Annotated in this window: 12 protein-coding genes; 3 read left to right on the top strand and 9 right to left on the bottom strand. The window is 50.5% G+C overall.

What is annotated here, in order from left to right:
* Window positions 1–3 precede the first annotated feature (3 nt).
* From BUB81_RS18845 to BUB81_RS18825, 5 genes are all read right to left on the bottom strand, one after another.
* Complete coding sequence (locus BUB81_RS18845; RefSeq protein ID WP_073324913.1) at window positions 4–1,599, bottom strand: gamma-glutamyltransferase family protein; 1,596 nt, start codon at window positions 1,597–1,599, stop codon at window positions 4–6.
* A 3-nt stretch (window positions 1,600–1,602) separates the two neighbouring features.
* On the bottom strand, window positions 1,603–2,796 hold the full coding sequence (locus BUB81_RS18840; RefSeq protein WP_073324912.1) for an amidase: 1,194 nt from the start codon (window positions 2,794–2,796) through the stop codon (window positions 1,603–1,605).
* Between the two features lie 101 nt (window positions 2,797–2,897).
* Entirely contained in the window at window positions 2,898–3,719 is an 822-nt protein-coding gene (locus BUB81_RS18835) for a MurR/RpiR family transcriptional regulator (protein ID WP_073324911.1), read from the bottom strand.
* Window positions 3,720–3,831: 112 nt separating this feature from the next.
* Window positions 3,832–5,478: a SulP family inorganic anion transporter gene (locus BUB81_RS18830; protein WP_073324910.1), complete on the bottom strand. Its 1,647-nt coding sequence runs from the start codon at window positions 5,476–5,478 to the stop codon at window positions 3,832–3,834.
* A 21-nt stretch (window positions 5,479–5,499) separates the two neighbouring features.
* Window positions 5,500–6,156 (bottom strand): carbonic anhydrase, encoded by a 657-nt coding sequence (locus BUB81_RS18825; protein ID WP_073324909.1) that lies wholly within the window; start codon window positions 6,154–6,156, stop codon window positions 5,500–5,502.
* Between the two features lie 138 nt (window positions 6,157–6,294).
* On the opposite strand from BUB81_RS18825, the gene BUB81_RS18820 reads away from it, so the two are divergent.
* Window positions 6,295–7,239: a hydrogen peroxide-inducible genes activator gene (locus tag BUB81_RS18820; protein ID WP_073324908.1), complete on the top strand. Its 945-nt coding sequence runs from the start codon at window positions 6,295–6,297 to the stop codon at window positions 7,237–7,239.
* Window positions 7,240–7,254: 15 nt separating this feature from the next.
* Here the strand turns inward: BUB81_RS18820 and BUB81_RS18815 are convergent, their stop codons facing one another.
* The 4 genes from BUB81_RS18815 to BUB81_RS18800 are packed head-to-tail and all read right to left on the bottom strand — an operon-like array spanning window position 7,255 to window position 10,203.
* Complete coding sequence (locus BUB81_RS18815; RefSeq protein ID WP_342742647.1) at window positions 7,255–8,172, bottom strand: FAD:protein FMN transferase; 918 nt, start codon at window positions 8,170–8,172, stop codon at window positions 7,255–7,257.
* An 11-nt stretch (window positions 8,173–8,183) separates the two neighbouring features.
* A complete protein-coding gene (locus tag BUB81_RS18810; RefSeq protein WP_073324907.1) occupies window positions 8,184–9,476 on the bottom strand; it encodes a DUF3570 domain-containing protein in 1,293 nt (430 codons plus the stop codon).
* The gene (locus BUB81_RS18805; protein ID WP_073324906.1) at window positions 9,467–9,691 is read right to left on the bottom strand and encodes a DUF4266 domain-containing protein; all 225 of its coding nucleotides are present in this window, start codon (window positions 9,689–9,691) and stop codon (window positions 9,467–9,469) included. The genes BUB81_RS18810 and BUB81_RS18805 overlap by 10 nt, the downstream gene beginning before the upstream one ends.
* Window positions 9,688–10,203 (bottom strand): peroxiredoxin family protein, encoded by a 516-nt coding sequence (locus tag BUB81_RS18800; RefSeq protein WP_245819286.1) that lies wholly within the window; start codon window positions 10,201–10,203, stop codon window positions 9,688–9,690. The genes BUB81_RS18805 and BUB81_RS18800 overlap by 4 nt, the downstream gene beginning before the upstream one ends.
* Before the next feature lie 144 nt (window positions 10,204–10,347).
* On the opposite strand from BUB81_RS18800, the gene BUB81_RS18795 reads away from it, so the two are divergent.
* Entirely contained in the window at window positions 10,348–11,403 is a 1,056-nt protein-coding gene (locus BUB81_RS18795) for a DUF4234 domain-containing protein (protein ID WP_073324905.1), read from the top strand.
* The gene (locus BUB81_RS18790; protein WP_073324904.1) at window positions 11,393–13,312 is read left to right on the top strand and encodes a DUF3857 domain-containing protein; all 1,920 of its coding nucleotides are present in this window, start codon (window positions 11,393–11,395) and stop codon (window positions 13,310–13,312) included. Before BUB81_RS18795 ends, BUB81_RS18790 begins: the two co-directional genes overlap by 11 nt.
* Window positions 13,313–13,314 lie beyond the last annotated feature (2 nt).

Raw genomic sequence — 13,314 nt, 5'->3', positions numbered from 1 at the left:
TAATTAAGCCTCTGCTGCTGGCTGAAAACGTTGTGCGAAGGCCTTGCCATCGCTGCGTGGATCGGTGGCTGCTTCGGTGTGGTGATCCGGGTGTAATACCACCGCGCCGGCGTGGCCCATCAGTTCATTACAGGCGTCTACTACAACCATGTCATGCCCGCGGCCGATCAGGTCATCGCCGACATATTCCGCCACATCCCGTTCAACTTTAAGGTTGTGAGACTGGTCACCCCAGGTACGTCCTAATAACCAACGACCAAGGGAAATTGCTTTGTCCAGCGGCTGATTGTGATAGGCATACCGGCTAAACAGCGCAGCCTGGGTTTGGGGCTGACCTTCACCGCCCATGGTGCCGTAACTGATTCGGCGGCCATCGTGTAATTCCGCAAACGCCGGGTTCAGCGTATGGAATGGCTTCATACCGGGTTGCAGATATTGCAGGTGGCCGGGCTCAAGACTGAATGACGTACCCCGGTTGTTCCAGACAATGCCGGTTTGCGGGCTTACCACGCCACTGCCGAACTCCCAGTACAGGCTTTGAATGTAGCTCACCATACGGCCCTGGTTGTCACAGGCACCCATCCAGATGGTGTCACCGGTTTTCGCCTCATGAGGCCATGGCAAAGCGCTCTCAAGTTCTATGTTTGCAGCCATCTCATCCAGCGCGTCATCGGTTAACAGGCTGTCAAAGTCGGCTGAAAGCCGACTCGGATCGGTCACAAACTGGTTGCGTTTGATAAACGCTTGCTTGGTGCATTCAATCAGCAAATGCACCATATCGGCGTCGGTTTTACCTTTGTGTACAACGCGGTCGTACAGGGCCAGAATAATCAGAGACGCAATCCCCTGAGTAGGGGCGGGGAGGTTATACAGTTTGCCCAGTTTCGTGGTAACAGACAGCGGCGACACTTGCAGAGCCTGATATTGCTGGAAATCGGCCAGACGGATGGGTGAACCTGCGTCTTCTAAATCTGCGGCCAACTGATGGGCAATATCACCCTGGTAAAAATCATTCAGGCCTTTGTCGGCCAGGTGTTGCAAGGTTGCTGAGAGCTGTGTCAGCTTCACAATCTTGCCTTTTTTGAGTGCCTTGCCTTTGATCAGAAAAGGAGCAAAGTGTTCGTCGTGGGCCAGTTCGTCATAGGTTTTAAAGCTGGCGTCTGACATGCTTTGTGTCACTTCGATTCCCCAGCTCGCCTGACTAATAGCGGTTTCCAACAATTCAGATAGTGGCATAGCGGATTGCCATCCAGCACTGATATCGAGCGCTTTTTGCCAACCAGCTACGGCACCGGCCATGGTCAGTGCCGCTTGTCCGCCGCGAGAGGGAATCGCTGTTTTGCCTTCATAAAATGCAGGGGTTGCCAGTGCGGCAGCGGTGCCACAGGCATCGATTGCAACGGGCGCTTTACCGGGTTCGCTGATCAGCCAGAAGCCGTCACCGCCAAGGCCATTCATATGAGGATATTCCACGGCGATAGAGGCTGCTGCGGCAACCATGGCCTCGATGGCTGTGCCACCGCGTTGTAGGATTTCGTTGCCCACCGTCGACGCTGCGTAGTGGGGGGCAGTAAATGCAGTATATTGTGTTGTTGTCATGCTTTACTTTTCCAGTAGGGTTTGTGCCAAAGCTATCAGCGCTAAGTCGCTGTTTACTGGCCCAATGAACGATAAACCGCAAGGTGCGCCATTCAGGGAGAACAACGGCAGGTGTAGTTGCGGCAAACCGGCCAGGCCGGCAATGGCTGTTAAATTTAATAGTTGTTTTCGATATTCACCCAAGGCTGGCGCTGGTGTACTGAGTAACGGTGCGCAACCGGGTGTTGTGGGTAATACAACAATAGCGTTTGAAGTAATGGTGTGTTCGGCCCACTGCTTCACGCGTTGTTGTACGCTTTTTGCTTCGGTTACGTCTTGCGCTGTGATTTGAGCACAAGCGTTGAACCGATCGGCAATGTCACTGGCGAAAACCGGTGCATGGCGGGTTATCCATTCGCCGTGTTGTTGCCAAATCTCGTTCCCCTGGAGCACGCGAAACGCTTCAGATAACGCGAGTGATTCGAGCTCTGCGTCTTCAGCAGCCTGCTGTTCAAGGGAGCACGTTTTAAGCCAGGCGTTAATTTGAACACCGTGTTCAGCCCGTTGAATGGCAGCGTTTAATGGACGCAGCGCAGGTGAATTAAGCGCAATCTGGGGTTTCGTTGCCAGCAAACTCTGCATTGACGTTGCCAGTGTGTTCAGATCCCTCGTCATGATGCCTACGGTATCAAATCCGGGCGCAAGCGCGACCAGACCGTCAGTGTCAACGAGTCCGTGTGTAGGGCGTAATCCGAACAAGCCGTTGTAGCTGGCAGGGACACGAATAGAGCCACCGGTATCTGTGCCTAAGCCAATATCCGCTAATCCGGCACTCACCGCCGTCGCTGAACCGCTGGACGAGCCGCCTGGCAAACGGTCTGGTGTGACCGGATTGACGGGCGTGCCGTAATGGATATTCTGGCCATTCAGGCTGTAAGCCAGTTCATCGGTAATGGTTTTGCCAACCAGCGTTGCTCCGTCATTACATAATAAGCTAACAGCAGAAGCGGTTTCTTTGGCTATGTCGTGACTTGCCGCCCAATCCGGATTGCCGGCGGTAGTTTGTAGACCTGCAATATGAAACAGATCTTTAACGGCGAGGCGTTGACCAGACAAGGGTTGACCTGCCTTATCGTGGGTCGATGGCACGCTGGTTTGACTGTTGTACTGAGTGTCAGGCACCCAAACAAATGGCGATTCTACGCTATGGTGTTTCATGAGCTGAAATGTTGCAGGGGGATAGCTCTATGAAACAATCGTTTCAAGGTTAAGTCAAGTGAAACGTTTGTTAAATTTATGTGATTTCGTTAACAAGTGGGTTATTCGGGATCCAGTTCACCCATTTGAGCATAGAGTGACGTAATGGTGGAGACACGACGATCACCTTCATCGCCCAATAAGGTGTAAGCCTGATTGCAAATAACCGATACCAGACTCATTGGGGCAGCATAACTGTCAAAGGCAAACTGGTTACCCAACTGACACAATAATAAGTGTTTTACTCTGTCCTGGTATACCTGGCCGGTGGGGTCGGTGAATAATAGTGTGCGCTCCGGGGGCAGGGCTTCCATCATGCGGGCAAAAATACGCGGACGTCGGCGAAAGCCAAATACCAGTATGATTTCATCGGCAGACAGGTCCATGATGTCTTCACTCAGGCTTTGACCCGGCTGAGGCAGCAAACGCACGTTGGGGCGAATCTGTTTGAGCTGCTGGCGGCAGTGCAGGGCTACCGGATAACTGTTGCGATAGCCAATCAGCGTGATCCTGGGGGCGTTAGCCAGTAACTCAGCAACCTGATTGATTTGTTCCGCTGGAATAGCTTCAAGGGTGCGTTGTAAATTGCCCAGCTCAGCGGCAACGTAATCGTGCTGATCAAGGACTTGCTTCACCGGGATACCCGCGTCTCGCTGCAGTACAACGTCTTGTTTGGCATCCTGATGCGAGGCGTAGCCAAGCTGTCTGAACAAGCGGCTCACCGTGGCCTTTGACGTATTGGTTTTAGCGGCAATTTCTGACGTGGAGTCGCTAATAATGGTCAGCGGAAACTGTTGCAGGTAATTTGCAATGGTTCGGGCAGAGGGAGACAGTTCTGCGTATTTATCTTTGATTCTGGCTAGCACACCGTTGTTTTCAGACACTTATCAGCCAATAAACGTAAAAAAGACACGTAGTTAGTGTAGCGGACGGAGAGGGGAATGTGTCAAGACATTTAGGCGCATCATTATGATGCGCCTAATACAGGTGTTGCGATTATGCGTGAGATAGCGCCTGCTTATTCAGACGCTTGTCTTCCTTTGAGCCTGATTCCTCCAAAAATGTCGTCGCCGCTTCAAGCGCCTCCGTTAGTGATGGATAGGTATCAACTTCAGGCCATGAGGCATTAATTTTGTGTAATACCGTGAGGATTTCTTCGCTGGCACCGCTAACATACAGTTTTCGGCCAGATGCTTTCGCATCGGACGTCACGGTTTCAACAGCCATCGCCGCTGAAACGTCCATAGTAGGCACGCGCGAGAAGTCCAGTATGAGTACCTGTGAGCCTGGCTTCACGTGCTCACGCACATGGTGACCCAGGTCAGCTGCTGCACCAAAGCTCAACGGACCGCCAAAACTGAAAATGCTCACTTTGCCTTTCGCTTTTTCAAGTAAGGCATTTTCTTTCGGATCGTTAAGGGTGTCAGGGATCTTGCGCAGTTCATCGATTTGCAGCTGTGCAATTTGACGAACGTAGGCCAGCGCTGCAAGTACAACACCCACACCTACCGCCGTGATCAGGTCAACAAATACGGTCAGGCCCAATACCAGCAGCATCAGAGCAAAGTCCCAGCGTGGACCCGTGTGAGCACGTTTGATGTAGCTCCAGTCAACAATGTCCAGACCTACTTTTACCAGAATACCAGCCAGTACAGCGTGAGGGATCACACTTGCCAGAGGGCTTAATCCCAAGACGATAGCTAACAGGACCAGCGCATGGATCATACCTGAAAGACGCTCTTTACCGCCGCTACGGATGTTTACAACCGTACGCATGGTTGCACCTGCGCCTGCAATACCGCCAATCAGACCCGATACCGTGTTACCGATACCCTGACCAATCAGCTCCTGGCTGCTGTCGTGACGTGTACGTGTCATGTTATCGGCAACCAGTGATGTTAACAGGCTGTCGATGGCGCCCAGTACGGCCAGAATAAATGCTGCTTCAAGTACAAGTAGCAGTTTTTCCTGGTTGTACACAGGTAAATGAAGGCTTGGCAGACCCGTAGGAATGTTACCCAAAACCGGCACTTCGAAGGCAAACAGGCTTACCAGCGTACCAATGATCAGCGCAGCCAGTGCACCCGGGATATATTTACCAAGGCTGGCAGGCCATTTATAAGCAATAACCAGTGTACCTACACCTAAAATCAGGGTAGAGAAGTTAATGTCGGCCAATGCTGTGGGTAAATAACCCAGCGCACCTAAGGTGCCGCCCGGCGGCTCGTGGCCCAGCAGACGCCCGATTTGCAGAATAATAATGATGGCACCGATGCCGGTCATGAATCCGGAAATAACCGGGTAGGGCACCAGGCGGATGTAATTACCCACACCCAAAAAGCCAAACACTATCTGGAAAATACCAGCCAGCATGACGGCCGTAAAAATAAGTTCGACGTCGCCGGACAAGCTGGCAAACAAGCCGGCCAGAACAACGACCATTGGGCCAGTAGGCCCGGAGATTTGTGACGGTGTGCCACCAAACAGGGCAGCGAAGAAGCCCACGGCAATGGCACCGTACAAACCCGCCATCGGGCCAACGCCCGAGGCTACGCCGAGGGCAAGGGCCAACGGCAAGGCAACAATACCAGCGGTTAAACCGCCGGTAAGGTCGCCTCTAACATTGGTTAGTAAATTTTTCATAATTGTTCCCTACTGATTTCGTTATTCGCTGGTCGCCAGCATTTCTTCTGCGTAGGTTTCACTCATTGGCGCAAACTTACCTGACTCTTCGTCGTAGCAAGTAACGGCCGCGGTTTCGATGTTGTAGAACCAGCCGTGTAGTTTTACATGGCCAGTAGCAATTTTTGCCGCAACTGCAGGATGAGTGCGCAGATGCTGCATTTGCTGGACTACGTTTTCTTCGGTAACCAGTTGTAAGTGTTCCTGGGCGTTTAATTCACTGCAACCGCAACGCTCTTTAACCACTTCGGTTGCTACGCGGCAGTGACCAAGCCATTCTTTAACATGAGGCAGGGCAGACAGGGCTTCTGTGTTGATAGCGCCTTTCATTGCACCACAGTCAGAGTGACCACATACAACGATGTGGCTTACACCTAATGCCGCAACAGCAAACTCGATAGAAGCCGTCATGCCGCCTGTTTGGTTACTGTGAGGCGGTACAACGTTACCGGCATTACGGCAAATAAACAGATCACCCGGCTCGGTTTGTGTAACCAGGTTTGGGTCGATGCGAGAATCCGCGCAAGTAATGAATAACACTTCCGGATTTTGGCCGTTAGCTAATTTTTGGAAAGCGGCTTTTTTATTGGGGAAAACTTCTTTCTGAAATTTAGCGACACCAGAAATTACGTGTTCCATTTTGTCACTCCTAAATAATTTTATTCACATTTTTAAAACAACATCTTAGTTTTACCTGATAGGCTAATAGAAAAATACCTTACTTCGTGATAGTCTAATCCTATAAGTGGATTTATTTTTATACATGTTTGGTTAGATATGGCATCCAGTTCAAAAGGCGCAACCAATACACAACTTCGTTATTTCGTGGCATTGGCGCGAAATCTCAGTTATCGGCGTACCGCTCAGGTGTTAGGCATTAGCCAGCCAACCCTGACGGCGCAAATCAATGCGTTGGAGAAGTCACTGGGGATCGCGTTGTTTGAACGATCGCGAAGTGGCACCTTGTTATCGCCGGAAGGGCGTGTGTTGCTGCCCTTCGCTGAAGAAACGCTGCAGGCCTCTGTGCGTTTTGAGGAGAAAGCCAAAGATCTGGCCGGTGGCGCGCAAACCACTTATCGCCTGGGCATTCCTCCCACACTGGGACCGTATTTGCTGCCTTATATTCTGCCGGAGCTGCACCAACGCTACGCGAAGTTAAAGTTTTACGTGCGTGAAGCGGCACCCTCGCAGCTTATACAAGGTTTGTTTAATGGTGACTACGACTTAATTATATCACCGTCCTCTCAGGAGTCATCGCAACTCATCGTTTCTAAGCTGTTTGTTGAGCCCTTAAAGTTCGTTATGCCCAGTGACCATCCATTGGCGGGCACAAAGTTTGTGGATGCTGAGCAAATACGCGGAGAAACCGTACTGGCATTGGAAGATACCCACCATTTTCATCACCAGGTACAAGACATCTGCGGAGAAATCGGGGCGCAGCTGGCACGCGACTACGAGGGTACCAGTCTGGATACCTTGCGTCAGATGGTGGTGATGGGCATGGGCGTATCGTTTCTACCCGGGCTCTATGTGCACTCAGAATTGCACAGACCTGATGAACTGCACGTGTGCGAGCTGAAAGATAAACCCATCGAACGGCAGCATAATTTGATATGGCGGAATACGGCCCCCGGACGCATATTTTTTCGAGAACTGGGCAATCATATTCGCCAGATTATTACGCAGACCCTCGGCCATGCGGTACAGGTATCTGAAGACTGAGGTTTCGGTAAACCGTCAGTCGTATATCCAGTGGGTCACGCGCTGCGAGGTTAAAAATGATTTGGCCTGGGCTCCCTGTAACATTGACAGGGTAGCTATCAGGCCCGCTTGCGTGCAGTTGTCAGCAGCGACGGTAACAGAGCGCGGCGGGTTCTCTACCGGATAACCCGTGAACGGATTCAGAATATGGCTGTAGCGTTTGCCGTTTTTAAGTAGGAAACGGCGAGCATCACCGCTGGTTGCCAACCCTCCCTGATAGATTTTGACTATGGTAGATGCATCACTGGCTAATACTGGATTTTCGATGCCAATCAACCAGGGTTTATCCAGTCTGCGACGTTCGGTGACCTGAATGTCTCCACCAAAGTTAACCACAGTCGAAATACCCGGGTGCCTGGCTTTAATACTGCCTGCAACCTTGTCTACAGCGTATTCTTTGCCAATACCGCCCAAATCGATTTCCATGCCTGGCGGCAGGGTGAAGTGGTTTTCCGTTAGTTGTGTTCGTTGCCACCCTATGTTCGCCAGTAACGGCGTGACCGTGCTCTCCTCTGGCACGTTATCGCTGCCATCAAATCGCCAGGCCTTACGCAGCACGCCGGCGGTCACGTCAAACAGGCCGTTGCTCAATGAAAAACAGGTATCAGCGAAGTTAAGCAGCCGGTAAGTTTCTTCATCTATTTCAACTGTAGCGCCATTAGCACAGTTGATGTGTGAAACCACACTGTCCGGGCGATAACGGCTGAATTTGTGTTCAATGCGTGTTGCTTCCCGGGCTGCAAGCGCTGTGATTGAGCGGGCGATATGTGTTTCTTGGGTCTCTATGAGCAGCTCGCAGGGGCTGGCCATAGCGTCAAACTCTCCCAGGAAAAAGCCCTCCTTGGGAGAGATTTTGACCGGCGGTAATGCCGCCGGCTGCAGGTGTTCAGCCATTATTGTTGTCACTAGAAATGATAGTTAAACTGCAGTATAACGGCTTTTACGCTAGGGTAGAGGTCCAAATCAGCGAGGACACCGGGTTGGTCGAATCCGGCATTTTTTGGGTCCTGCTGGTAATACTCAGCCCGGACAGCCCATTCATGTCCGTTGTCGAGCTCGCGACCGTACTTCAGACCCACCGTATATGCAGTCATTTCGCCAACTCGGTAATCTGCACTGGCGTACATTGGCAAAGGAGCCGACTGATTCACAAACGGTTGATAAAAGTCCGCAGCCGATTGTTGGTAATAGCGAAAGTGGGGCTGAATATAGCTGCGATCCGATAAATTGAAGCGCAGTCTCGAGTCGATGGTATGGGAGTTTATGTCCCAGTCATCCGTTGCAAAACGGTACGAGACGTCTGCCACGCCACTATCCAGTGCGTATTTGGTCTGCCAGAAAAATGAATGCCTGGTGCGCGTATCGGGACGGTTCTCATAGATTATGTCCTGTGTTACCCCATTAGCATCGATGACGCTCAGCACTTTGTAGGGGTCTGTTGTATAACCGTCAACAACACTCAGACCGTAGTTAAATTGCATTAGCATCCGCCGGTTAATGACCTGGGTGACACCAAACAGCAAATCCATCGTTGTTTTGTTGTCACTGCCATTTTTGCTGTACTGGCCCGTATCCTCGTCAGCATCTGAATTGTCACTGGGGATAAGCATGCTCGACAATGGCGTGGGTTTGCCACCAACGGGGTCAATGCTGTCGAACTGATAAGACAAACCGGCCGATAGCGTGGTATTGCGCTGGAATAAGTCTTTTTCCAGTAAGCCATTCACGCCCAGTGACATGTAATCGTACTCGCGAGAAACATTGATACCGGCGGTTCCGCGCCAGGTTTCAGCAAAAGGTTGCATCCATGACGAAGCGACCTGAACGCGGGTATCCCTGAAAGTATCATCCAAAGGGGTTTCGCCCGCTGCTACCTGATACGAGTCCTTACCGGATGGTCGCGAGAAGGTCTGGACTGCAGGCTGGGGAACTGCGCCGTTAGCAGACGCGCCAGTCAGGGTGTCGAGTACCAGTTTTACGTTGAAGATACTGTCATCATTATTCGTTTTCGTTGCGCTGATCACGCTTTCTGCCAGGCTCACGCGGTCCGTTTCACCGTAATATAAAATCGCTGTGTCGAACTTCCAGTCTTTTAACACGGAAGAATCGGTGTCTGCGTGTGCCGGAGATTGTCCAAGCAGCGCACATGTTGCGCCCGCCAGTGCAGTAGCAATTGAACCTTTATGATTTAGTTGCATCCGCAGCCACCTCCCGCAAAGGAACGACCGCCGCTGGTTGCTTCCTTACTGAAATAAATATGGTCATCTAACCCAAGGTCAATGCCTTCGGCGCCCAGCTCCATTTCGTCTTTGGCCAACAGGTCCCGCTCCCAGGGCTGTACGCCCAATGAGGCACAACCACCGAGTTGGCTAAGTGCAATTAACACCGAAACATATAATGCTTTACGCTTCATTGTGATGACTCCATTTCTTCTAAAAGGGTAACGATTTCCTGCTCATACTGATTTTGTTTCTGTATGTGGAAACCCTGATGGGCCAGTCGTAACTGGCCTGTGTGGTCGATGAGATAGCTGGTGGGCATACCCGGCACTTTGTAAAGTGCTGGGGCGGTTCCTTCAGGATCAAACGCCACTGGAAAAGTGGCTGGCAACATTGCAAGGAATTGGTCTGCAAGTTTACGGTCGGTATCGACATTAATGGCCACAACGGTAAAGCCTCGGCCAGCGTATTTTTGCTGCATGGCGTTCATCCACGGGAAAGAGCGCTGACAGGGCTTACACCAGCTGGCCCAGAAATCCAGATAGACGACCTGCCCCTGATAGTCAGACAGTTTATGTTGCCCAGTTGCGGTGGTGAGCAGAAGATCAGGCGCTGGTTGTTTGGCCATGACACCCTGGGTCAGGAGTGTTGTGACAATAAGCACAGGTAAACACAGCTTTCGGGTAATGCGGGAGAAATGACGCATTAAGTAGTTCCTCGAATTTCACACTGTATTGCAGTGTAAAGGGCGAAACTTAAGGAAAACTTAGCTTGAGGTGATTTGTGTTTTCATCGCAACGGGCATCTGGTATAACTCGATAAGTGGTTAATAATGATAAGGATGTCAGACGTGACTGACACAGTTTTGCCCCCGGTGACGGAGCCTGAAAGCCTGCCTGCGCTCAAACCCGGTCGCCATATTGCGCTGGAATTTCTACTGCATTTTTGCACCTTTGGGATTTACACCTGCTTTTGGTGCGTTACCGCCACCCGTGACTTAAAACGGGCCTTCAACAAAGAATTTACCCCGTTGGCCTGGTTCTTGGTGCCATTGGTATTTTTAGCCCAGGTATTTATGTTGCCCCGTTTAATGAGCGCCATTGAAGAGGCAGAACAAGCGCAAAACCTGAAGGGCTGGAGTGACTGGACAAACCGTTTGTGGCTAATACTAACTTGTGGCATTGGTTTGTTTTTTGCCATCACCAGCAAAATCGATATTTCAGTTGGTTGGGTTTTATTCGGGTTGTTGCTGTGGGCAGGGTGTTTCGCGTTGCTGAATAAGCGCATGGATAGCCTGCGAGACGCAGTGGCTAATCCTCGGCGCAGATACTTCGGTGGCTATGCCTGGTGGCACTGGCCGTTTGTTGTATTGGGTGTGCCTTTTATGGTGTTTCTAAGTTACAACATGGTATTAACCCCGTTTCTTGCAAAGGTGGCGCCCTTAGCTACCAATACGGTGATCACAGATGAACAACAGACCATTCAGCTGTCAGTTGTAGAATCAGGCTGGCATAAAGTCGAAATTGGCACATTTTCAGATGGTAGCGGGTTATTTGAAATTGCTGGCCCGCTGGATTTTCAGTATTTCATTGCATTTGATCACGACCCGGATTACTCCCTCACTGACCTTGCCCAGTGGCGCATCGGTCAAAATTATGAGGATTTCAATGTTAAGTCATGTTCAGAGAACAGGACGCTAACGGCCGGCACGCTTCAGGTTGAGTCATTTGTCACCTGTAAAGGCACAAGCATGGGCGATCCTACCATTGCCACCCACCACTTCATTCGTGTCGATGACCATATTTATGAGCTCTATGGCTACCTGAGTACCACTAAACTGACCTATAAAGAACAAGAAGCGGGTTTCCTCCGCCAGGCGCAGGGACTTAAACGCTATGAACAGTAAATCCATTCAACAGATACTCCTAGGCTGTGGTGCGTTGCTCTGGACGCAGTTTGCGTCGGCAGTCCCTGTGTCAGACGCTGAAAACAACAGCGCAACCACGTTAACCTCAATGGCACAGGGCTGGATGGCAAGCGCCGATGAGTTTGACACCGAATCCTTAACCAAAGTCTATACCGATGTAAATCACACAATCTACGCCAATAAAATCGTTACCAAGGTAACGAAAGCCTGGTATTACCCGACCAAAGCGCAGGTGCAGGAGTCGGGGTATGAAACCCTGAATTACAATCAACTGTCAGAAACGGTGACTGATTTTCAGGCCTTTTCGGTAACGACAGAAGGCCGAATAACCTGGGTAACTGCTGAAAATATTAAAGAAATTGAAGACGATAGATACAATATTTTCACGGATGGTAAACGCAAGGTGATCAGTTTTCCTGGCTTGCAGGAAAAGGGCATGACCGTACTTTCCTATACCGTTACGCATGATCGTACAAAAGGCATTGAAGACTGGTCGAGAACGCATTTCCCGCAACAGTTTTCGCCTGTCAGAGAATACCGCTTAACCGTAAGTGCTAAAGACGGCGCGTATTTTGATTATAACGTGTTTAATGACGTACTCACGTGTGATCGCGACGAACAAACCTTAGTGTGTTCAGGTACCGAACTGGCCGCACTGAAATCAAGCGAAAACGTGAACTGGCTTGATCAAATAGGGCAAGTGTTTGTTACCACAACACCTGATTGGAATGGACTGATTACCCGGGTAAATAAAGGCTTTGAACAGGCGCTGGCGAGTCAGTCCAGCGTGGCAGATACACTGGATATGCTGTTGACTGCAGATATGTCTGTTAAACAAAAAATATCGGCAATCCATGAGTTTACTGCCAGGGATATCCGCTATGTCTCTATGTCGGATAACGGGCATGCTATTGTGCCGCATGCGGTAGATGACACTATTTACAACCGCTATGGCGACTGCAAGGATAAAACCGTTGTCTTGGTTGCAATGTTAAATGCGATTGGCGTACCGGCTTATCCGGTACTGGTGGCTACAGACCGGGAATCCCTTGCTCCGGTCGCTTTGCCGGGCATGAGCTATTTTGATCACGCCGTGGCCTGCTTTGAGTTAATTGGCAATGAGTATTGTCTGGATGCCACCGATGCTTACAGTGACTGGCGTTATGTCTCAGACTGGATCCAGGGGCATGTTTCGCTTCCTCTTAAGCAAGCGGCCGCACCGGCGCCAGCGTTGTTACCGCAATCGACGCACCGCTGGTTGGTTAATCAGATTACCGATATTCATTACACGCCAGGCGGTGGACAAACTGAACAGCAGACGGTTACGTTTTCCAATGAGTATGCCAGCTCGATGCGTAGCAACCTTGCCAGTAAAAACACTGAAGAGCAGAACAAGTGGCTGACGTCGGTGTACGAGGATGTGGTTGCAACGGGTGTGTCGCCCACGTTTGAGGTAGAGGGAATCGATGCTATCGGCAATCCACTCATCGTGAAAAGCAATACGGAATATGAGCCCTATTTTGATGTTGCAGAAGAGTTTGTGCTTACTGAATATGATGCCTGGGTACGTTACGAACTGGGTTTGATGAAGTTGTCTGAAGCGCCTTTTGGCTATGGGTTCCCGGGGTTAAATATCGACTCGACCTACAATCTGTTTTTGCCACCGGGCTGGAAAGTACGCAGCCAGCCGGCAGCGCTAAAGCTAACAACGCGTTTTGGTGAATTAACCCGAAAAATCAGGTTGGTCAAACCCAATCATATTGAAGTCACGACTACACTGGACATGCCGCAAACGCGTTTGCCCAAAGAAGACGTTGATGAGTTTAATGATGTGATTGATGTATTCGTTGAGGAATCATCCATCTACTTTAATGGGGTTGTTGAATAATG

It is taken from the genome of Marisediminitalea aggregata (assembly GCF_900129565.1).
In the GTDB taxonomy this organism is placed as follows: domain Bacteria; phylum Pseudomonadota; class Gammaproteobacteria; order Enterobacterales; family Alteromonadaceae; genus Alteromonas; species Alteromonas aggregata.
The sequence above is the reverse complement of the archived record's forward strand: the minus strand, read 5'-3'. Positions and strand labels throughout refer to the sequence as shown.